This window comes from Corynebacterium intestinale, from assembly GCF_023574125.1.
Lineage (GTDB): Bacteria > Actinomycetota > Actinomycetes > Mycobacteriales > Mycobacteriaceae > Corynebacterium > Corynebacterium hesseae.
Window position 1 is genome coordinate 18,664 of record NZ_JAMKFF010000005.1, and the last position, 21,265, is coordinate 39,928.

19 protein-coding genes are annotated in these 21,265 nt (G+C 63.2%); 12 read left to right on the plus strand and 7 right to left on the minus strand.

Annotation, left to right across the window (positions count from 1 at the left end; genetic code table 11):
• The first annotated feature begins 77 nt into the window (after nucleotides 1-77).
• Nucleotides 78-728: a peptide-methionine (S)-S-oxide reductase MsrA gene (msrA, locus tag M5J06_RS06975; RefSeq protein ID WP_250224286.1), complete on the plus strand. Its 651-nt coding sequence runs from the start codon at nucleotides 78-80 to the stop codon at nucleotides 726-728.
• 24 nt (nucleotides 729-752) lie between these two features.
• Here the strand turns inward: msrA and M5J06_RS06980 are convergent, their stop codons facing one another.
• Nucleotides 753-2,594 carry an alpha/beta-hydrolase family protein gene (locus tag M5J06_RS06980; protein ID WP_250224287.1) on the minus strand — a complete coding sequence of 614 codons (1,842 nt, stop codon included), beginning with the start codon at nucleotides 2,592-2,594 and terminating at the stop codon, nucleotides 753-755.
• Nucleotides 2,595-2,734: 140 nt separating this feature from the next.
• On the opposite strand from M5J06_RS06980, the gene M5J06_RS06985 reads away from it, so the two are divergent.
• Genes M5J06_RS06985 through M5J06_RS06995 form a run of 3 tightly spaced genes read left to right on the plus strand, consistent with a single transcriptional unit; the run spans nucleotide 2,735 to nucleotide 5,337 of the window.
• Nucleotides 2,735-3,682 carry an L-lactate dehydrogenase gene (locus M5J06_RS06985; RefSeq protein ID WP_070523884.1) on the plus strand — a complete coding sequence of 316 codons (948 nt, stop codon included), beginning with the start codon at nucleotides 2,735-2,737 and terminating at the stop codon, nucleotides 3,680-3,682.
• Nucleotides 3,682-4,386 (plus strand): glycerophosphodiester phosphodiesterase family protein, encoded by a 705-nt coding sequence (locus tag M5J06_RS06990; RefSeq protein ID WP_070523881.1) that lies wholly within the window; start codon nucleotides 3,682-3,684, stop codon nucleotides 4,384-4,386. Before M5J06_RS06985 ends, M5J06_RS06990 begins: the two co-directional genes overlap by 1 nt.
• A gap of 21 nt (nucleotides 4,387-4,407) precedes the next feature.
• A complete protein-coding gene (locus M5J06_RS06995) occupies nucleotides 4,408-5,337 on the plus strand; it encodes a DUF5926 family protein (protein ID WP_250224288.1) in 930 nt (309 codons plus the stop codon).
• Nucleotides 5,338-5,446: 109 nt separating this feature from the next.
• Here M5J06_RS06995 and M5J06_RS07000 read toward each other — a convergent pair whose 3' ends face one another.
• The 3 genes from M5J06_RS07000 to M5J06_RS07010 form a co-directional block, all read right to left on the minus strand.
• Nucleotides 5,447-6,736 (minus strand): LCP family protein, encoded by a 1,290-nt coding sequence (locus M5J06_RS07000; RefSeq protein WP_230307981.1) that lies wholly within the window; start codon nucleotides 6,734-6,736, stop codon nucleotides 5,447-5,449.
• Nucleotides 6,737-6,942: 206 nt separating this feature from the next.
• Nucleotides 6,943-7,641, minus strand: coding sequence for a CPBP family intramembrane glutamic endopeptidase (locus M5J06_RS07005; protein ID WP_250224289.1), 699 nt, complete (start codon nucleotides 7,639-7,641; stop codon nucleotides 6,943-6,945).
• The gene (locus M5J06_RS07010) at nucleotides 7,638-8,783 is read right to left on the minus strand and encodes an amidase (RefSeq protein ID WP_250224290.1); all 1,146 of its coding nucleotides are present in this window, start codon (nucleotides 8,781-8,783) and stop codon (nucleotides 7,638-7,640) included. Before M5J06_RS07010 ends, M5J06_RS07005 begins: the two co-directional genes overlap by 4 nt.
• A 41-nt stretch (nucleotides 8,784-8,824) precedes the next feature.
• Between M5J06_RS07010 and pheA the strand changes: the two genes are divergently transcribed.
• Nucleotides 8,825-9,730: a prephenate dehydratase gene (gene pheA / locus M5J06_RS07015; protein ID WP_250224291.1), complete on the plus strand. Its 906-nt coding sequence runs from the start codon at nucleotides 8,825-8,827 to the stop codon at nucleotides 9,728-9,730.
• Between the two features lie 11 nt (nucleotides 9,731-9,741).
• A complete protein-coding gene (locus M5J06_RS07020; RefSeq protein ID WP_070523866.1) occupies nucleotides 9,742-10,389 on the plus strand; it encodes a histidine phosphatase family protein in 648 nt (215 codons plus the stop codon).
• Between the two features lie 23 nt (nucleotides 10,390-10,412).
• On the opposite strand, the gene M5J06_RS07025 is transcribed toward M5J06_RS07020, so the two are convergent.
• The 3 genes from M5J06_RS07025 to M5J06_RS07035 form a co-directional block, all read right to left on the minus strand.
• The gene (locus tag M5J06_RS07025; protein ID WP_070523864.1) at nucleotides 10,413-10,760 is read right to left on the minus strand and encodes a metallopeptidase family protein; all 348 of its coding nucleotides are present in this window, start codon (nucleotides 10,758-10,760) and stop codon (nucleotides 10,413-10,415) included.
• 30 nt (nucleotides 10,761-10,790) lie between these two features.
• Nucleotides 10,791-11,921 (minus strand): septum formation family protein, encoded by a 1,131-nt coding sequence (locus M5J06_RS07030; protein WP_070523861.1) that lies wholly within the window; start codon nucleotides 11,919-11,921, stop codon nucleotides 10,791-10,793.
• 72 nt (nucleotides 11,922-11,993) lie between these two features.
• Nucleotides 11,994-12,725: a GntR family transcriptional regulator gene (locus M5J06_RS07035; RefSeq protein WP_185963230.1), complete on the minus strand. Its 732-nt coding sequence runs from the start codon at nucleotides 12,723-12,725 to the stop codon at nucleotides 11,994-11,996.
• A gap of 66 nt (nucleotides 12,726-12,791) precedes the next feature.
• On the opposite strand from M5J06_RS07035, the gene serS reads away from it, so the two are divergent.
• From serS to M5J06_RS07065, 6 genes are all read left to right on the plus strand, one after another.
• Nucleotides 12,792-14,054 (plus strand): serine--tRNA ligase, encoded by a 1,263-nt coding sequence (gene serS / locus M5J06_RS07040; protein ID WP_070531816.1) that lies wholly within the window; start codon nucleotides 12,792-12,794, stop codon nucleotides 14,052-14,054.
• Between the two features lie 94 nt (nucleotides 14,055-14,148).
• On the plus strand, nucleotides 14,149-15,846 hold the full coding sequence (locus M5J06_RS07045; protein ID WP_250224292.1) for a lysophospholipid acyltransferase family protein: 1,698 nt from the start codon (nucleotides 14,149-14,151) through the stop codon (nucleotides 15,844-15,846).
• Nucleotides 15,847-16,170: 324 nt separating this feature from the next.
• Nucleotides 16,171-17,895: a glycerol-3-phosphate dehydrogenase/oxidase gene (locus M5J06_RS07050; RefSeq protein WP_070531823.1), complete on the plus strand. Its 1,725-nt coding sequence runs from the start codon at nucleotides 16,171-16,173 to the stop codon at nucleotides 17,893-17,895.
• A 74-nt stretch (nucleotides 17,896-17,969) separates the two neighbouring features.
• Nucleotides 17,970-18,707, plus strand: coding sequence for an MIP/aquaporin family protein (locus M5J06_RS07055; RefSeq protein WP_250224293.1), 738 nt, complete (start codon nucleotides 17,970-17,972; stop codon nucleotides 18,705-18,707).
• Between the two features lie 24 nt (nucleotides 18,708-18,731).
• Nucleotides 18,732-20,279, plus strand: coding sequence for a glycerol kinase GlpK (gene glpK, locus M5J06_RS07060; RefSeq protein ID WP_250224294.1), 1,548 nt, complete (start codon nucleotides 18,732-18,734; stop codon nucleotides 20,277-20,279).
• Between the two features lie 115 nt (nucleotides 20,280-20,394).
• Nucleotides 20,395-21,240, plus strand: coding sequence for an HAD family hydrolase (locus tag M5J06_RS07065; protein ID WP_144014310.1), 846 nt, complete (start codon nucleotides 20,395-20,397; stop codon nucleotides 21,238-21,240).
• Nucleotides 21,241-21,265: the final 25 nt, after the last annotated feature.

Here is a 21,265-nt window from a genome sequence, read left to right on the forward strand (position 1 = left end):
TGAACAAAAACCTGGATTGCGGGCAGTGCGGCGGAGTATAAGAGGGAGGACAACGCTAAGTGTAAGGAGAACCCAGCATGTTTCTTTTCAAGCCAGAACCCACGCTGGTGGCAGCTAAGGACGCTCTTCCCGGGCGCGCGGAGCCTGTTCTTAAGAACCCGCAGCCCCACGCGGTCCTGGGCACTCCGATTACCGGCCCGTGGAAAGAGGGGCAGAGATCCCTCATCATTGCCATCGGTTGTTTCTGGGGAGCCGAGAAGATGTTCTGGGAGACCGAAGGCGTGGAGGCAACCTCCGTGGGTTATGCGGGCGGCACCACGCCAAACCCCACCTATTACGAGGTCTGCCGCGGGCTGACCAACCATGCGGAGTCTGTGCAGATTACCTATGATCCACAGCGCGTGAGCCTGCACGACTTTGTGGTTAAAGCCTTGGAAGCTCACGACCCCACCCAGGGCTTCCGCCAGGGCAACGACGTGGGCACGCAATACCGCTCGGCCTTCTACCCAGAGACTGAGGAGGAACGCGCCGAGATTCAACAGCTCGTGGATTCCTACGCGGGCAAGCTTGCCGACGCCGGCTTCGGCGCCACCACCACCGAAGTCACCCTCCTCAGTGAGACGGACTCAGGCCAGTACTACCTGGCTGAGGACGAGCACCAGCAGTACCTGCACAAGGTGCCCAATGGCTACTGCCCGCACCACAGCACCGGTGTGAAGTGCGGCTAGCGCAGTGAGCGCACATGCGTGCGGCTAGAGCTGTTTGCGCACGTGCGTCCGGAAGTCGGAAGGTTTATTGAGCTGGTCGCGCTCCACGAAGACCCGCATACGCTCGGCTAGCTCCGGGGTGAGTTGAGTGCGCGTTTGGGATCCAAGGACGGAATCCCAGTACCAAAACGTTTCCTCGAAGTAGTTGTGCCCGTGGCCGCCGGGCACGTTGAGGGAGTTGATCTGGTCCAGGGCTACCTGCCAGAAGGTAATGAACGGGTGCCAACGCAGATTCTTAAAGGTATCCGCGTACAGGGTCTGCGGGGTGGGCTCGTGGATCCAGTTGGGACGGGCGTAGATGAGCTTGCTGTCCCACCACACGATGGCGTCGGAGGCGTGCTGGCCCACCGCCACGCGCGGGCGTTCCCAGCGGCCATAAGGCTCACCAAAGGCGTCGTGCTCCATGTGGGCGGGAACGGCGGCGAAGCGGAGGTGCCGGCCGCCGTCGATAAGCGGCAGGCGTTCTAGGGAACCGCGTTCGCGGTGCAGGCGCCGCATGAAGCTGGTCATCCGCGGGGGTCCGGTGAAGACCGCACCATCGCAGGCGGCGAGGAGTTCCTCGAGCGTCTCAAAGTTCTCCACGATGGCATAGCAGCCTAGGGACTCGCCGCTGAAATACAGCTTGGGGCGGTTGTCTTTGGGGAGGAGCTCGAGGCGGGCATGGACGGCCGCGATGAGCTCGCGCGCAAAGGTGCGGGAGAGGTTCTTGTCCACCAGGTAGGAAAACATGGAAGGCAAGTAGTCGAATTGCAGGGCCACGGTGGCGCAATTGCCCCGCGTGAGGAATTCGTAGCCGCTGACCGCATAGTTATTGATCCACCCTGAGCCGGAGGGCATTTGCAGCACGATCGTGTCGCGGTGGAACGCACCCGTGCGGTCCATCTCCGCCACTGCGTGGCGTGCGGCGGCGTGCGGGCCGCGACCGCGAATGAGTCCGATATAGATGCGAATTGGCTCGTGGGCGCGCTCGAAGTGCATGACCTCCTTGATGTCCTGGGCGCGCGGGCCGCGGTCAAGAAACGCTCTGCCCTGTGAGCCGACGGCCGTCCAAGGCTCATGGGACCAGGGGCTGCCTGAACGCTCGGGCTCCCACGGCATGGCGGAGCCCGGGTATACCAGTTTGTTGAGCGCCAAGCCTTGGACGGAGGCCTTGCGGAGCAGGCGACGCCACACCATCCGGTCGCTGACCAGGGCTGTGGCGAAGCCGACCGCGCCGCCGGCTAGCGGCCAGGCAATCCACCTGGGCAGCCAGCGCTGGACCTGGAGGGACAGCTGAGTGACGGTGAGCTGGGCTGCCTCCCCCACAACGAGCAAGGCGCCGTAGCCTGCCGTGCCCATGGCCATGCCCAGTGCTGCGGACTGCGGGCCGCGGTCATTGAGCTTTCCCACGAGCCGGGCTTGCTCCGTCTGGTTGCGCAGGGAGCGTATGCCTGCGATGAGTGTGCCAACCCCCAGTGCGTAGTAGGAATAGCGCCGAGTGGTGGGGCCGACGCGGTCCTGGGGGCGGCGGCCAGCGTGGTGCAGCGCGCGCTTGGCAGCGAAGGCCGCGGTGGTCGCGGCGAGGTGTCCAGCGCCTTGGCCGATGGCCACGTTGGCGGCGGTGACCCACCACGGGCGGGGCAAAAGGGAAGGGGAGACGGCTGCCCACGTTGCGACTTCGGCGCCGAAGAGCCCGGGCCACATGTTTTGTGGCAGGCGCCGCCGGCCAGTCATGCGCATGCCGGGCGTGAGATCGCTGATGATCTCCAAGGAAAAGATTGCAGCCTGAAGGCCCGTGCGGGCGGTTCTGAGTGCGATGCGGCGCGCAAGTTGACGCATGCTGGCCATTGAACCAGCTTTAGGTGCGACGTGCAGCGCAGCCTCCATAGATGTCCGATCGGACATGAAAATGTGAGATCGGACTACTGGGTCTGTGAATTCGGGCGCATAACGAGCAAAATTCGGACATTGGGGGCACAATAGGAGGCATGGGAAATCATGTTGGAAACAAAGTAGTACTCATCGGCGCGGGCGACGTTGGAGTTGCTTACGCCTACGCTCTGGTCAACCAGGGAACTGTTGACCACCTGGCCATCATCGACATCGACGAAAAGAAGCTCGAGGGCAACGTCATGGACCTCAACCATGGTGTTGTCTGGGCCCCGTCCCGCACCCGCGTGACCAAGGGCACCTACGAAGACTGCAAGGACGCCTCCATGGTCGTCATCTGCGCCGGCGCCGCTCAGAAGCCCGGCGAGACCCGCCTGCAGCTCGTGGACAAGAACGTCAAGATCATGAACTCCATCGTGGGTGACGTCATGAAGAACGGCTTCGACGGCATCTTCCTGGTCGCCTCCAACCCGGTGGACCTGCTGACCTACGCGGTGTGGAAGGCTTCCGGCTTCCCGCACGAGCGCGTCATCGGCTCCGGCACCGTCCTGGACTCGGCCCGCTACCGCTACATGCTCTCTGAGATGGATGACGTGGCACCGACCTCCGTCCACGCCTACATCATCGGCGAGCACGGTGACTCCGAGCTGCCGGTCGTCTCCTCCGCCAACATCGCTGGTGTCTCCCTGTCCCACCGTTCTGAAAAGGACCCGGGCTACAACGAGCGCATCGAGAAGATCTTCGAGGACACCCGCGACGCCGCCTACCACATCATCGACGCCAAGGGCTCCACCTCCTACGGCATCGGCATGGCCTTGGCCCGCATCACCCGCGCGGTCATCCAGAACCAGGCCGTCGCACTTCCTGTCTCCGCTTACCTGCAGGGTGAGTACGGCCACGAGGATGTCTTCATCGGCACCCCGGCCATCGTTGACCGCTCCGGCGTCAACCGTGTTATCGAGCTGGCCCTCGATGACCACGAGAAGGAGCGCTTCGAGAACTCCTTCAACACTCTCAACACCATCAAGGAAGAAATCTTCGGCTAGTGAAGATTGTCGCCCACAGGGGATACTCCGGGAAATATCCGGAGCTATCCCCTCTTGCCTTTGAAAAAGCGCTCGAGCTTCCCATTCACGGCATCGAGTGCGATATCCGCCTGAGCAGTGACGGCAAGGTGGTGGTTCACCATGATCCCACCCTGGACCGCACCACGAATGGCTCAGGCCGAGTGTCTCGCATGACATGGGAGGAGCTGCGCCGCCTCAAGATCGGTGGTGGCCAGCGCATGCTGCTTCTCGACGAGCTCCTCGAGATGCTCGGCGATAAGAAGCATCACCTCTACATCGAGACCAAGCATCCCTCGGGGCAGGGCGACATCCTCGAAGAACAGATGGTGCTGCGGTTGCGCTACGCAGGGCTTGTCGACGACCCCCGGATCCACATGATTTCCTTTTCCCACCGGGCCATCCGTCGAATGGCAGCGCTCGCCCCGCATATCGACCGCATATATTTGCGCCGCGATTGGGAGCGCCATTTCAACCGCCCGGACATCCTGTTATCGCAGCCCACGGGCCTAGGCATGTCGCTGCTGCGCGGCAAGCTCCAACCAGGCGCCATTGGTGCGCATGGTCTGCCCACGTACATGTGGACCATCGATAAACCTGAGGATATGAAGTGGGCGTGGGCCAATGGGGTGGATATTCTCGCCACGAACCAGCCGGAAGTGGCCCTGCATGCCATTGAGCTGTAATGAACAGGTAAGTTGTTCAGTATGGCCAAGAAGAAAAAGAAGAACGAACAGCTGCCGGAGGGCATGTCCCGCCGCCAAGCTAAGCTCGCTGCCCGCGCCGCCGAGCGCGCTGCCCTAGAAAAGCACCCCCGCCCCTTCGGTGGACTCGCCGCTGAGGCTAGCCTCGTCGCCCTGCAGGAATTCGTTCCTTCCGCAACGGCGAAGCTGTCTGTGAAAGGCTTTGACAAGGACGTTTACGTCGCCACCGTGCTGCCCGGGGCTACCGCCGCACTCATCCGTGATGAGGAGTCCGGCGGTGAGGCCTTCGTGGGCCTGCAGGTGCAGTCCCACACGCACAATCCGGGCCGCGACCTGGCTTTCGCCCTGAACTGGGTGAAGAACAACGCGCCGGGTTCCACTCTCGAGTCCACCGCTGCTGATGGCTCCCAGCCGGAGCTCAAGGAGCTGCTGGAGGAGGACGCCGAGCTGGAAATCAACGTCTACCAGGACTTCGCGTGGTGGATGCCGGAAGGCGCGCAGGTTCCTCCGCAGATGGCGCAGGCCCTGCAGCGCGCTAACGATTCCGTCATCGAGTCCTACCAGGTGGGCCAGGAGGCTGAAGGCTTTGTGGGCACCGCCTTCTGGGCTAACGCCGGTGGCGGCAAGGCGCACATCCGCTGGGTCCGCCCCTGCGATGACGAGAATGCTTTCCTTAACGCCCTTGCGCGCATCGCCGCTCGCGGTGAGCTCAACCTGGGAGAGAACACCAAGTTTGCCGGTGTCTTCCGTACCCACGGCCTCATCGCTCCGGTCTTCGACCTCGATCCGGAGGTTGCGCACGATTCCTACGAGGCAGAGTTGTCTCGCGTGAACAAGGCGCTGGAGGAGGAGATCACCAACGACGCCAACCTCGACGCCGATGAGCGCAAGCAGCTGCAAAACATCAAGTCCCGTCAGGTGACGCTGCGCTAGTTGCCCTGGCGCCTTCGCCCCCCCGAGGCGTGGGTACGAAACGATCAAATAAGGCTCCAAAACCTTGTGGTTTTGGAGCCTTATTTGATCGAAACGACCGGCCGAAGCCTTAGCGCAGGGAGTCCCAGAGCGCTTGGGCTTCGGCGTCGTCCCAGAGGACGACGTTGCCCACGACTGTGTCTTCGAAGCCGCCGATGGGAACCGTCTTCGTCTCCACGCCGGAGGCCATGGATAGCGCCACGCGGGCAAGGTGCCAGACGTGGTCCTTCTCGTTGACGATGAAGGAGTCGGCGGTGTGGTTAACCAGTGAAATTGCCTTGAAGGGGTTGCCAATCGTGGAGAAAGACGTTGCCTTATCCAGCAGTGCGGCGAAGAATTCGCGCTGGCGCTCCACGCGGTCCAAGTCACCCATCGCGGTGGCGCGGGTGCGCACGTAGCCGAGGGCATCCGGCCCGCGGAGCTTTTGGCAGCCCGCTTGGAGGTCGATGCCGGCAAGCGGATCGTTGATGGGCTCCTTAACACAGATATCCACGCCGCCGACGGAATCCACGACGTTGGCCAAGCCGCCCATGCCGATCTCCGCATAGTGGTCGATGTGGAGGCCGGTGGCTTGCTCCACGGTTTGGGTCAGCAGCTGCGGGCCGCCGTACGTAAAGGCCGCGTTGACCTTGTCCATGCCAAAGCCGGGGACGTCGACGTAGCTATCGCGCGGAATGGAGACCAACTGGGCCTTTCCGGATGCGGGAATGTGCAGCAGCATGATGGTATCGGTGCGGCCGACGCCCACATCGCCACCGGTGCCTAGCTCCGCCTGCTGCTCTTCAGTGAGCCCCTGGCGCGAGTCCGAACCTACGAGCAGCCAGTTTGTACCAGAGGTCTGAGCCACCTGCTCGGTGGGTAGGGCATCGATGCGCGTTAAACGCGAATCCGTCCACAGGGTAAAGGCCACCATGAAGACGAGGGCGATGACGACGAGCCAGCCCAGGCAACCGAAAGCCTGCTTGGCTGGGTTTACTTTCTTGCGGCGGCTGTGCGGGCGACCTTCGGCACGCCTGCGGGTGGGGGCTTGCGGAGCGTAGCTACGCGGTGGGGCATCCGGGGTGTACCGATTGGTGCGGACAGCAGACTGTTGTGAAGGCGCGCTTCGGCGGGGCGCAGGGCGTGCGGGGGAGCGCTGGGCCATGTAGGCGTCGACGTCGAAGCGGGTCTCCTCTGGCCGGGAGCGCCGCGCGCTGGGGCGCTGAGCGCGGGAGGATGAATGCGCAGGATTAGCTTGCTGCGCGGATGGGCGGCGGCGCACCGGGCGGCCGTAGCGATCGCGCAAGGGCTGCCCGTCGGCACCAAGGACGAACTCGCCAGCGTCATCACCGGCCGCGTGTGAGCCGCGTGGGCTGGCCATGTTCCGGGGGCGGGAAGGGCCTGCAGAGCTAGCGGAGTCCGCGCGGCGAGGTCTGCCGTGGGGCTCGCCGGCACGGCGGGCTTCGCGCTCTGGATCGCGTCCTTGGTAGGTCATGGGGAACACTGTACCGCGAAACAACTTCTGCCCCACCTATCACACAGGGGGCGGTAGCTGTCTTTTCGCTGTGGCTTGCTGATAGCTCTTATTTAAGCGCCGAAGAGGAGGGCGTAGCCAACGAAAGCGATGGCGTCGATAAGAAAGTGCGCGATGACCAACGGCCACACCTTGCCCGTGCGGTGGAAGTACCAGCCATAGACCACGCCCATGATGATATTGCCGAAGCCCGCGGAAACACCCTGGTAAAGGTGATAAGAGCCGCGCAGGATGGAGGAAGCCGCCAGCGTTGCGGGCAGGGCCCACCCAGACTGCTTAAGCCTGGTCATGAGCCAATACACCACCACGAGCTCCTCCGCCCAGGCATTAGCAAAGGACTTGATGAGCAGCACGGGAATCTCAATCCACGTATCGAAAGCTCCCGGGACGACCTCCTTGGTCCAGCCGAAGTGCAGCGCTATGTAATACAGCGCCAGACCCGGCAGACCGATTACCGCCGCCAACGCCGCGCCATGCAGGCCATCCCGCCACTGCGGGCGGGGTGGAGAGGAAATCAAGTACAGAGCAAGCGCTCCCCACGCGAAGAGCACCGCGGCACTGCACAGCTGGAAGGCGAGGTCGAGCAACGTAGTCGCTGACTGCGAAGCGTTGATGGTGACCGATTGCTCATTGAGCGGCGCCGGGTTGAGCAGAGAATCGGTCAGACGCAACGCGGCGCGCACACCCGAAATACCAAAGGTGATGGTGAGGACGATGAGTATTTCCGCCCGCAGGCGTGAGCGCGCGATCATGGGTGAAGCACCTGGGCGAGGCCGAGAAGGGAGGCGTCATCAAGCGTGATTGACCCTAAGTGCACGCCCACCGGCGGGTGATCGCGCACCGGCCACGGCACACAGATGGCGGGCAGCTGCGCCACGTTGAACAACGAACCCCACGGTGACCACCGCGTTTGCTCATCAAAGTTGGCCTGGTGCTCCAGCGCCAGGAAATGCCCGCGCCGGGGCGGATCGAAGGCCAGCATGGGGCTTAAGATGGCGTCTACTTCCCACTCTTGTGCCAGCATTTCCGGTAGCTGAGCGGCGTGGGCGCGGGCCGCGGCAAATTCGGAATCCGTGACTCGGCGGCCCTTCGCGCGAATCCATTCCGCGTAGCCCTCCGCGAAGTCAAGCCTAGCCAGCCGGCGGCTAAAGATGTGCTGGAAGGCCTCAAAGGTAGCCGCGGCCTGGGGATAGGGTGAAATGGCCACGGTTTCGAAACCCGCGCCTTCAAAGGCGGCGGTGGCCTCCGCGACCGCGCGCAGCATGTGTGGGGCTACCTCGGCTTGAGCGAAGAGGGGATCCGTCAGCACGCCGATGCGGGCGCGCCGGGCACGCGGGCGAAGGCCGTGCAGCGTTGCGGTATCGGCGATGCTGCGCGTGATGAAGCCCTGTACCGAGAGGTCCTCGCCGCCGGGCTTAAAACCGACGACGCCGCAGGCGGCAGCCGGCACGCGGATGGAGCCGCCACCGTCGGAAGCATGCGCGGCGCGCAGTAATCCTCGCGCCACCTGGACCGCTGCCCCGCCGGAGGAACCGCCTGGGGTATGGCCCGGGTAGAGCGGATTATCCGGGTGCGGCAGGCCGACAGGTTCGGTGTCCACACGCAGGCCCAGCTCGGGCGCGGCGGACTTGCCGACGACTCGCGCGCCGGCGTCGATCAGCTCCTGCACGAAAGGATCAGTCTCCTCCGCCACGTAGGTGCGCTCGGCATGGCCGAGCGTGGTGGGCATGCCGGCGACGTCGTTGAGATCCTTGACCGAGAGAATCCACCCGCTCAAGCGCCCGTGTGCCTGTGGCCGGCGCTCGAGATCGAGGTACGTGAAGCCGTGCTCGGCAGGGCTCAGGCCCGCTAGATCCTCGCGCAGCTTGTCCAGTGTGAACTCGCTTCTCTCCATGGCGGCTCAGTCTAGTAGTTGAGTGGGATAAAGTTGCTGCCATGAGCACCACCATCGCATTCCTCGGGCCCGCCGGAACCTTCACAGAAGCGGCGATGCAGCATTTTGCCGCTGACTTTGATTCCCCCGAGGGCCTTCCGGTGAGCTCGCCGGCCGAGGCGCTGGCGGCGGTGCGCTCGGGCGCGGCGGACTATGCCTGCGTGGCCATTGAGAACTCCGTGGACGGACCCGTCACGGCTACCTTTGACGCGCTTGCCGACGGCTCCCGGGTCCAGATCTACCGCGAGGTAGACCTGCCGGTGTCCTTCTCCATTCTGGTGCGTCCCGGCAGTTCCAGCCGCACAACCTTCTCCACGCATCCTGTGGCCTACCAGCAGGTACGCGGTTGGTTGGAGCAGAACCTGCCGGACGTGGAGTATGTCCCGGCGGCGTCGAATGGCGCGGCAGCGCAGGCCGTGGCGCGCGGGGACGTGGACATTGCGGCCGCCCCTGCCCGGGCAGCGGAGGTCTTCGGGCTGGACTCGATTGCGGAGAATGTCGCGGACGTTGTCGGGGCCACGACCCGCTTCGTCCTGGTGGGGCCAGCCGGAAAGCCCACCGCGCGGACCGGAAATGACAGGACATCGGTCATCTTCACCCTGCCCAACGAGCCGGGATCCCTCGTCGGCGCCCTGCAGGAATTCGCGCACCGCGGGGTGGATCTTTCCCGCATCGAATCCCGACCGCTGCGCACCGTCTTCGGTAACTACCGCTTCCACGCCGACCTCATCGGGCACATCGAGGACCAACCGGTGGCGGAGGCTTTGCGGGCGCTGTGGTTGCGTGCGGAGAACGTCGTTTTTGTCGGCTCCTGGCCTTCCGCAGTAAAACTCGGGGAGGGCCCACGGGATTTGGCGCGGCTGAAAGAGGCCGATGACTGGGTAGCGCAGGCGCGCACCGGCCAATAGTGTGGTGAAGCATGACCGGAAGAATCATCCTCCTGCGCCACGGCCAGACGTATTCCAACATTGACCGCATCATGGATACCCGCCCGCCGGGTGCCGAGCTCACCGAGCGCGGCCGCGGCCAGGCGGAAGATGTCGGCCGCGAGTTGGCTGAGCTGTGCGCGGGTCGCCGCGTGCGCTTTGTGTGTTCTATTGCCCTGCGCGCCCAGCAGACGGCGATGCTGGCCGCCCGCACATACGGCGAGGCAGCCGATGAGCGCGGCGTTCCGGTGGAAGTGCGCGTGGGCCTGCACGAGGTCTTCGCCGGCGAACATGAAATGAGCGGCAGCGAGGATACCCATCGCGAGTACATGGTGGCGCTGCGCGGCTGGGTCGACGGCGACCCGGAGGCCCGAATGCCGGGCGGGGAAAGCTACGTGGACGTGTTGGGGCGCTACCAGCCTGTGCTGGAGGATCTCGCTGCTGAGCTGGAGGATGATGAAGACATTGTCGTCGTCAGCCACGGCGCCGCCATTCGTGTGGTGACGACGCACGCCTGCGGCGTGGACCCCGATTTTGCTTACACCGGATACATGCCCAACTGCCGCTTTACCCTCATGGAGCCCCAGGGCAAGCCCTTTGGCCAGTGGGTGCTGAGGCGCTGGGCGGATACCGAAGTTTAGTTCATTGCGGCAACGGTAGGCACCTACCCCCAGCCGAGCTCGTGGAGGCGGTGCTCCTCGAAACCAAAGTAGTGCCCGACCTCGTGGAAGACGGTCACCATGACTTCGTGGGCGAGCTCTTCCTCCGAGTTGCTTATCGCCTGCAAAGGCTGCCGGTAGATCGAGATGGTGTCTGGCAGGTGGCCGGTGTGTGAGGCCGTGCGGTGGGTGAGCATTACGCCCTCGTAAAGCCCAAGCAGGTTGGGGTTATCCGGGTGCTCTTCCTCGACGAGGATGACCAGGTTGCGCATCTGATCGACGAAGCGATCCGGGATCTTGTCCAGGGCCTCGCCGACTAATTCCTCGAAGCGTTCCTCGCTGACCTCGTACATGTGCTTACTCCCTGTTGAGCGGACGGGGGTTTATTGGGCCGGTGCCACGGCTTCAGGCGCGGCGGGATCGGCGTTCTGCCCGGCCGGCTGGGCATTCTCGCTGCCCTGCTGGGAGTTCTGCTCGGCTGGCTGGGCATTCGGGTCGCGCAATGGGTTGCGCTTCGGCTGCTCCGTGGGCGGGGCGCCATTGATGCTCAGGGCATCACGGCCGCCCGTGGCAGAGCCGGTGATCTCGGAGAAGTGGCCGTCCTTGATGTGGATCAGCGAGCAATTCACCGAACGGGAGCCTCCCTCCCACGATTCGCGGCTCATCGCGCCCCAGAAAGGCTGCAGCGTGGATTGGTAGAGATTCTCCTCGCCGCCCAGGTAATCCATGGCGTTCTGGGTACACGTTTCGGAGAGGAATTTATCCATCTCTTCATCGCTGGGGTAAGCATCGGGGAACTTCTCTGCCAGGCTGATGACGGACACGGTCTCCATCTGGTGCGGTTCCTGGCACGGCACGGTGCTGACTACCTGTTTGTCATCCACCTTGCGGCATTCGCCGGGCTTGGCGACGATCGCCTGGTCCACCTCGCTGACCTTGCCCGTGGACTCCTGCGGTACGCCGTTGGCGTCGGTAGTCTGCAGGCCGCACAGGAGGGTGCGGTCACCCTGATCCCAGGAACCGGCCGGCGGAAGGATGGAAGCAATGTCGTAGCGTCCGTTGGGATCCCATTTGCCGTTGAGGTAGCTCACCGTGGGGGCCTCGCATAGCTCGTCGCGCAGGGCGTTTTGCCGCGTGACGTCTGGGCGCTTGGCGTTGGGGCCGAACTCGCTGGTGGGGTAGGCGCTGAGATCCTCTCGGGCGGAGACCTCGAAGCGGTGCGGTTTATCGCAGCTGGTCTGCTCAAAACCTGTGGCAGTGCCGTCCGGGGCGATATCCCACGTCACACACGAGCCCGCGGAGGCGGTGGTGAAGGATGCGGCTTCGCCTTCGGAGGAATCAGCGGCCTGGCTACCGTCGGCGCTGGGGGAAGCGGAGTCATGTGCGGCCGAATCGGTGCCAGTTGGCCCGCCACTGAAGAGACCGTAGAACGCCAAGAAGACGGCCGCGGCCACGGCAGCAACGAGGACGACGCGGATGGCGGAGGCGGAGCGCCACGCAGATGAAGTGCTCATAGAACTCTTCATACTACCCCCTCAACGGCTCAGGCTTCTAGCCCGCCCAAGGCTAAGGCGGCGGGAGAATCACTAGATGCGCGAGCGGGAGACGTGTGTTGTGAGCCGGTAGCGGTCGGTGCGGTAGACCGAGGAACACCATTCAACCGGGCGGTCCCCGGAGCGGGCGAGGCGGGTGATGTGCAGGAGCGGGGTGCCCGGTGAGACGTCGAGAAGCTCGGCGATGTCCTCCTCAGCTGCCACGGCGGTGACGGTTTGTTCGGCCTCGGTGATGGGGACCTTGAAGGTGTTATCCAAAATCGAGTAGACAGAGTTGTAGATGTCATTTTCCAGCAGCGTGGGCGCGAAGGCAGAGTTATACCAGCCATCGTCGATGGAATAAGGCTCGCCATCGCCCAAGCGCAGGCGCCGCAGGTGGGTATGGGAAACCGAGGCTTCCGTACCGAAAAAGGCGCAGACTTCACCGGGGGCGGCGCTGCGTTCACCCAGCAGGATGCGCGAGGAGGCCTGTACTTTCTGATAGCCCATCTCATCAGAAAAGGAGGCCAAATGAAGCCGGGAGACCAGAGGGTTGGGGGCCACGAAGGTGCCTTTTCCTCGCACGCGGCGCAGGCGGCCTTCAGCTACTAGGTCACCGATAGCGCGGCGCACGGTGATGCGGGAAACGCCGTAAGTTTCCTCGAGGATGCGCTCGCCCGGAAGGATGTCACCGGGTTTGAGAGTGGTTCGGCAGAGCTCGGAAAGAATATCCCGCAGCTGAGCGTGCTTGGGCACGGGGCCGTCGGTAATGATGTGAGGTGCCATGTTATCCATGATAATCCGCTGGTTATTACCAGCGCAAAGGTATGGCCGTGCGCTAGACTAACCGGCGTGATTGATCTCAAGTTTCTTCGCGAAAATCCCGATGTCGTCCGCGCCTCCCAGGTAACCCGTGGGGAGGACCCCGCCTTGGTGGACCAGCTGCTCGCCGCCGATGAACAGCGCCGTGCGGCAATTGTGAAGGCAGACCAGCTGCGCTCGGAGCAGAAGGCCTTTGGCAAGAAGATTGGCCAGGCCTCCCCGGAGGAGCGCCCCGCGCTGCTGGAGGGCTCCAACGAGCTGAAGGAGAAGGTCAAGGCGGCCGGCGAGGAAGCGGCCGCGGCCGAGGCCAAGGTGACGGAGCTGCAGTACCAGCTCTCCAACGTGGTGGAGGGCGCCCCGGCGGGTGGTGAGGATGACTTCATCGTGCTCGAGGAGGTCGGCGAGAAGCCGCAGTTCGACTTCGAGCCGAAGGATCACCTGGAATTGGGTGAAACGCTGGGGCTTATCGACGTCAAGCGGGGCGCCAAAGTCGGCGGCGCACGTTTCTACTACCTCACCGGCGATGGAGCCTTCCTGCAGCTGGGCATGCTGATGTTGGCTGCACAGAAGGCCCGCGAGGCCGGTTTCCAGCTCATGATCCCGCCGGTGCTCGTGCGCCCGGACGTCATGCAAGGCACCGGCTTCCTGGGCCAGCACTCGGATGAGATCTACTACCTGCCGGCGGATGATCTCTACCTGGTTGGTACCTCCGAGGTGGCTCTGGCCGGCTACCACAAGGAAGAAATCATCGATCTGTCGAAGGGGCCGCTGCAGTATGCGGGCTGGTCCTCCTGCTTCCGCCGCGAGGCGGGTTCTCACGGCAAGGACACCCGCGGCATCCTGCGCGTGCACCAGTTCGACAAGCTGGAGATGTTTGTCTACTGCAAGCCCGAAGACGCCGAGGAGATGCACCAGAAGCTGCTGAACATGGAAAAGGACATGCTCGCGGCGATGGAGCTTCCCTACCGCACCATCGACATCGCGGGCGGGGATCTGGGCTCCTCCGCGGCGCGCAAGTTCGATAACGAGGCGTGGGTGCCGACTCAGGAGACCTACCGCGAGCTCACCTCGACCTCGAACTGCACCACCTTCCAGGCCCGTCGCCTGTCCACGCGCTACCGCGATGAGAACGGCAAGACCCAGTACGCCGCTACGCTCAACGGCACCCTGGCTACCACCCGCTGGCTCGTGGCCATTCTGGAGAACCACCAGCAGGCAGACGGCTCCGTCGTGGTTCCGGAGGCACTGCGCCCATTCGTGGGCAAGGACGTTCTGTACCCCGTAAACTCCTAGAAGAACGCGGCGCACGGCGGCTCGCGCGCCGCTTACTTTTGTCCCCTCCTTGCTGCCTTCCGCCGGCGGCAAGGTCTTAAGCATTTGGAGCACTATGAGCGCTGTGGCTAACTTCCTCTACCGGCAGATCACGCACATCGGGCGCGGGGTGACTATTGCTCAGGGGCTCAAGATGCGCCTGTCCGGGGAGGAGAATATCCCGGATAAGGGCGGGGCCGTCATCGTGTGCAATCACACCGGCTACATGGATTTTCTCTTTGGGGCTTTCCTGGCGTATCGCAAGCGCCGCTTGGTGCGCTACCTGGCTAAGGCCTCTATTTTTAAGACGCCGGTGGCAGGACAACTTTTTCGGCTGATGGGGCATGTGCCGGTGGACCGCATCGATGGTGGGGCGTCGATTGTGAAGGGCATTGAGCTGGCCAAGAGCGGGGAGCTCGTTGGGGTGTTCGCGGAAGGAACGATTTCCCGCAGCTTCGAGATTCGCAGCATGCGCAATGGCGCGGCGCGGATTGCTCATGGCGCGGGGGTGCCGATTATTCCGCAGGTTATCTTTGGTTCCCAGCGCCTGTGGACGAAGGGGCAGAAGAAGCACCTGGGCCGCACGAAGACGCCTGTGCTGATTAAGGCCTTGGAGCCTTATTACACGACGGGTGACTTTGACGCGGACATCGCTGAGGTGCGCCGCCGGATGCAGGAGGCCCTGGAGGGCCTGTGGGCCGACTACGAAGCGGAGTTTGGCCCGATGCCGGCCGGCGAGTTCTGGGTGCCGGCACGCAAGGGCGGCGGCGCCCCGACATTGGAGGAGGCAGAGGCAAAGGACTCCGAGGTGGAGTCCGAGCGCTACCGCGTGCGTCGGCTGCGCGATGATCTGACAAGCCTTAAGGACCGCGTCTCTGAGGCCACCGTGGAGCTTATGCGGGATCGGATGGCACTGATGAAGCCGGGCAGTAACGAGGAAACCGGTACTGCAGAAGCTGGAGCCGACGCCGCAGAGAAGAATCGCCCGCGTACTGCGCCCGAGACCCTGGACTGGATCAAGGAAAACCTCAATTCGGTGGTCGAAGAGGCCATGCGCGGCGTCGGGGAAGGCCGCGACAAGGTCACGGAGGTCATGGCGCAACTGAAATCCGACGTGATGGAAGCCCAGGCCTCGATGACGGCGAGCAGCAAGGAGATTTTCGCCGGATCCGTGGTGGAGCAGGGCTTGCTGTCTGCGGCGACGCAATCGCGCATCATCGTTTCCCGCCTGCCACACCGGGTGAAGGCTGAATACTCTGAAGCGCCGCGGGTGATTGCGGCGGATCAGAGTGCGTTGAGCATGGAGAACGGCGAGATTTCGAAGCGGCTCCAGGAGGCGCTTGTACAACTGCACCCGCAGGTTGAGGAAGTGATCGTGATTTCGCCGCAGGGCGAGGTGCTGGATGCTGCGGCTTTTGGGGATCTCCCCCAAACCTGCTGGCGCATTGCCTGCGCGGACGGGGCCGAAGGGGTGCAGTTCAACGATGCTCCTGGTGGCGCAGTGGTGACCGCGTCTTCGCCTGCGGAGGGGTTGGCAGCCGTGGTGAAGAAGATTGGAGCCGAGCCCAAGGATCTCTTGTTCTTTGCAAACGAGCCAGGGGATGAGACCTTTGCGGAGGGTGGGGAAGGTGTCGCTGTGCATATGGTGGCGCTGGAGACTGCACCCATTGAGGTGATTAAGGCTGCCCAAGCGGTGACTTATTCCACAGAGCGTTATGGCATGGCTGAGGTGCTGGAGACGATGGCGCGCCTGCAGGAGAAGAATAAGCGTTAACATCCTCGGCACGCCGAGAGTTGTAAAAGCCCGCAAACACCCCCGCAAGGGGGTGTTATTTTATTTTGTTCACCTATGGAATGTCTTAAAAACGCCAGCTTACGCCATGGAAACCTACGTGTGAGTAGCGTCTCCAGAGAGAAAAATGGGTGATCTATAGCATGGGCAGTGGGAGAAAACTTCTTCTTCATCCGTCTTTCGGGCAGGTAGCCGAGGCATCGGTGAGCAGGGCGCTCGTGGTGGATGAGCACGATATGCTGCGCATTCCGTCAACTGGACAGGACTTTCTGACGCCGTGCAGCGAGAGAGGAGACTCAGTCAACAATGAGCACGACGAGTATTACAAGCTTCAACCCTGAGTATTTTGAAAAGACCTGGAACGACTACTCCACCGAGGATTATGACGTCGTCATCATCGGCGGAGGTTCCGTAGGCGCCGGCGCCGCCGTGGATGCGGCCACTCGTGGCCTGAAGACGGCTGTGCTCGAGGCCCGCGACTTCGCCGCTGGCACCTCGTCGCGCTCCTCCAAGATGTTCCACGGTGGCCTGCGCTACCTGGCCATGTTTGATTTCCGCCTGGTGGCGGAGTCCCTCAAGGAGCGCGAGCTCAACATGTCCACTCTTGCACCGCACCTGGTGAAGCCGCTGAAGTTCATCTTCCCGCTGACCCACCGCGGCTGGGAGCGCGTCATGATGTTTGGCGGCTTTACCCTCTATGACCTCATGGGTGGCGCCAAGAGCGTTCCGATGCAGAAGCACCTCACCCGTAAGGGCGTGCTGAAAGTGACCCCGGGCCTCAAGGAGGACGCCGTCGTCGGTGGCGTGCGCTACTACGACACGCTTGTCGACGACGCCCGCCACACCATGACCGTCCTGCGCACCGCCGCCGAATACGGGGCCAACGTGCGTACCGGCACTGAGGTCATTGGCTTTGAGAAGGACGCCCGCGGGCGCGTCACCGCTGCGAAGGTCCGCGACCTGGAAACCGGCCGCGAGGCCACCGTCAAGGGCAAGGTTTTCATCAACGCGACCGGCGTGTGGAACGACAAGCTCCAGCAGATGGCAGGCGTCGAAGGAAAGTTCACGGTTCATGCCTCCAAGGGCGTGCACATCGTGGTTCCGAAGGATGCCCTCGACGCGGAAGCCGCGCTGTGCTTCGTCACCGAAAAGTCCGTGCTCTTCGTCATCCCGTGGGGCGAATACTGGATCATCGGTACCACCGACACCGATTGGGAAAAGGGCCTATCCCTGCCGGATCCGGCCCCGACCAAGGCGGATATTGACTACATCCTGGACCAGGTCAACCAGCGCGTGCGCAACAAGATCACCCGCGATGACATCGTCGGCGTGTACTCCGGCCTGCGCCCGCTGCTGTCCGGCAAGTCCGATTCCACCACCAACCTCTCCCGCAACCACGCCGTGGCCCGCGTGGCACCCGGCATGGTTTCCGTCGCCGGCGGCAAGTACACCACCTACCGCGTCATTGGTAAGGACGCCGTGGACCTGGCCGTGAAGGAGCTGGGTTCCAAGGTGTCCGAGTCCGTTACCGAGCGCACCCCGATTCTGGGCGCGGATGGTTACCACGCGCTGGCCAACCAGGTACCGGCGCTGGCTCGCCGCTATAACCTCAGCGAGGACCGCATCGAGCACCTGCTCGGCCGCTATGGCTCTCTGATCGGTGAGGTGCTGGCCCCGGCTGCTGAGGACGCCACGCTGCTCGAGCCGGTTCCAGGCGCCGAGAGCTACATCTGGGCTGAGGTTCGCTACGCCGTCACCCACGAGGGCGCCCTGCACATCGACGACATCGTGACCCGTCGTCTGCGCGTGGCCATCGAGTTCGCCGACCGCGGCGTCGCCGCTGCGCAGCCGATCGCTGAATTCGTTGCCCCGCTGCTGGGCTGGGATCAGGCCGATATTGAGCGCGAAGTCTCCCACTTCACCAAGCACACCGAGGCAGAGCTCGCCGCCGAGGCAGCGCTGACCGACCGTGAGGCAAATGACATCCTCGAGCGCGCAGGAAGCGCACGAGCCACCAAGGAAGAAGCCTAAAAGTCACGGGGCCCAGCGAGCGGTGGATATCCCTCGCTGGGCCCTTGGCCTAGGCAGATAAGAAAGGACATCTAATGACCGGAATGGATGCATTCCTGTGGGAGTTCATCGGCACTGCGCTGCTGCTCTTGCTCGGTAACGGCGTGTGCGCCGTTGTTAACCTTCGAACCTCGGGCGCACGCGGTTCGGATTGGATCGTCATCGCTATGGGCTGGGGCCTCGCGGTGTTCATCGGCGCTAGTGTTGCCGACCCCACCGGTGGCCACCTCAACCCGGCGGTCACCATCATGCTGGCCGTGAATGGTTCCCTCGAGTGGAGCCTCGTTCCCTACTACCTGCTGGGACAGATTCTCGGCGCCATGCTTGGTGCATTCCTTGCCTGGGCTACCTTTAAGCAGCTTTTCGACGCCAACAATCTCGACGAAGCCGGCAACGTCACCGGCGCCAACAAGAACACCGGGGGCATCTTCTTTACCAAGCCCGCGCACCCGAATAACGGGTGGAACGCGGTTACCGAGTTCATCGCTACCTGCGTGCTGCTCATGTTCATCGCCTTCGGCCCAACCGGAGGAGAGCTGGGGCCGCTGAGCTACTTCGGTGTTGCCTTCGTCATCGTCTCTATTGGTCTGTCCCTCGGCACCGCCACCGGCTACGCGATTAACCCGGTCCGTGACCTTGGCCCCCGCATCATGTACGCCTTCGTCCTTCCCATTAAGGACAAGGGAGACGCCAACTGGGGCTATGCATGGGTCCCGGTAGTTGCACCGACGCTGGCGGCCGTCGCCGTTGGCCTGCTATCCATAGCCCTTTAAAACACCCCCGACAAGGAGAAACTTATGTCCACCAAGAGCTACGTTGCAGCGATTGACCAGGGTACGACCTCCACGCGTTGCATCATTTTCAATCACGACGGAGAGCAGGTGTCCGTCGGCCAGCTCGAGCACGAGCAGATTTTCCCAGAGAAGGGCTGGGTCGAGCACGACCCGGAGGAAATCTGGAGCAACACCCGCCGCGCGGTGGGTGAGGCTTTGGCCAACGGCGACATCAACATCGAGGACATCGCCGCCCTCGGTATTACTAACCAGCGCGAAACCACCGTTGTGTGGGACAAGAACACTGGCGAGCCGGTGTACAACGCCATTGTCTGGCAAGATACCCGCACCACCGAGATTTGTAAGGAGCTCGCCGGCGAGGAGGGCGCGGACAAGTGGCGCCGCCGCACCGGCCTCATCATCAACTCTTACCCGGCCGGTCCGAAGGTGAAGTGGATCCTCGATAACGTCGAGGGGGCGCGCGAGCGCGCTGAAAAGGGCGAGTTGCTCTTCGGCACCATCGATACCTGGCTGCTGTGGAACCTTACCGGCGGCGCCGATGGCGACAACGGCCAGGAGGCCCTGCACGCTACCGACGTCACTAATGCTTCACGCACCTTGCTCATGGACATCGAGAAGCTCGAGTGGGATGAGGAACTGTGCAAGGAGATGGGTATCCCGACGTCCATGCTCCCGGAGATCCGCCCGTCCCTGGGTGACTTCCGAACCGTGCGCGAGCGCGGCTCGCTGGCCGGCGTGCCGATTCGCGCCATTCTAGGTGACCAGCAGGCCGCCATGTTCGGCCAGGGCTGCTTCCGCCCGGGTTCCGCCAAGAATACCTACGGTACCGGCCTGTTCCTCCTGCTCAACACCGGTACTACCCCGAAGTTCTCCGAGAACGGCCTGCTCACCACCGTGTGCTTCCAGCGCGAGGGCGAGCGCCCTGTCTATGCGCTCGAAGGGTCCGTGTCCATGGGCGGTTCCTTGGTGCAATGGCTGCGCGATAACCTGCAGATCATCCCGAACTCTGCCTCCATCGAGAACATGGCCCGTGAGGTTAAGGACAACGGTGGCGTCTACATCGTTCCTGCCTTCTCTGGTCTGTTCGCCCCGTACTGGCGCCCGGATGCCCGCGGCGTCATCGTGGGCCTGACCCGCTTTGCCAACCGCAAACACCTGGCCCGCGCGGTCCTCGAGTCCACGGCGTACCAGACTCGCGACGTCGCCGATGCCATGGTGGCGGACTCCGGCGTGGAGATCACCGAGCTGCGCGTCGACGGCGGCATGACGATGAACGAGCTGCTCATGCAGTTCCAAGCGGACATGCTTGGCGTGGAGGTGCACCGCCCGAAGAACGTGGAGACCACCGCAACGGGTGCTGCTTTCGCTGCGGGCCTTGACTCCGGCTTCTGGGATGATCTCAGCGTGCTGAGCTCCCAGCAAGGTGACTTCAAGGTGTGGAAGCCGCAACGCGAAAAGGAAGAAGTTGAGGCTCTCTACCGCGATTGGAAGCGCGCCATCAAGCGTTCCCTGAACTGGGAAGACGTGGACGATGACGACGTGATTGCCTAAGACCTGAACGACGCACGAAGGCGCGGCCGTGACGAGTAGTCTCGTGGCGGCCGCTTTCGTCGTTGGGCGCTTATCCGTGCCGTCGTGTGTCTCAACCTGACGTAGACTCGGGGCTATGGCCAATGAAGTATTCTCGGACCACGCTCCGCGCCTCATCATCAGCGATATCGACGGTACTTTGTTGGACCGAAACCACCGGGTGCCCAAGCGAAACCGCGAAGCTGTGGCCTGTGCGGTCGCCGCGGGCAGCGAGTTTGCGCTGGCAACTGGGCGCCCCTTCCGGTGGATCATGCCCGTGCTCGAGCAGCTGACCGTGCGCCCAGTCTGCGTGACATCAAATGGTGCGGTGATTTATGACTCGGCGGAGGACCGCGTTCTCTCCGCCCACGAGCTTTCGCCTGAGGCCCTCGCGGAAACCGTGAAGGTCGCTGCAAAGGTGCTCGAGCCGCATGGCGGGGTTGGCTTTGGGGCGGAGCGCGCGGGAGGCTCGGTCTTGGACCCGGTTGAGGAACTCTTCGTGGTGGAATCGCACTATTCAGAGAACGCGCTCTTTGAGGGCTTCGGGCTGGTGAGCGTGGGGGAGTTGGTGTCTCGACCGGCGGTCAAGCTGTTGATTCGTAATACCGCGTTCTCGGCGCCGGAACTCTACGAACTCATCGCGCCGCACATTGATTCCGAGCTTGCTCACGTGACCTACTCGATGTCCGAGGGCGTTCTAGAGGTTGCGGCCCCCAACGTGACGAAGCGCCGCGGAGTGAAGTGGCTGGCTGAGCATCACGGTATCGCCCGCGAAGACATCATCGCCTTTGGCGATATGCCCAACGATATCGAGATGCTTGAGTGGGCAGGGTGCGGTGTTGCCATGGAGAATGCGCATCCGGATGTCGTGGCCGCTGCAGATGCAGTGACGCTGCCGCACCATCAAGCAGGTGTGGCAAAGGTCCTCGAGCGCTGGTTCTGATATCTCCGGTTGCGGGGTGTGTGGT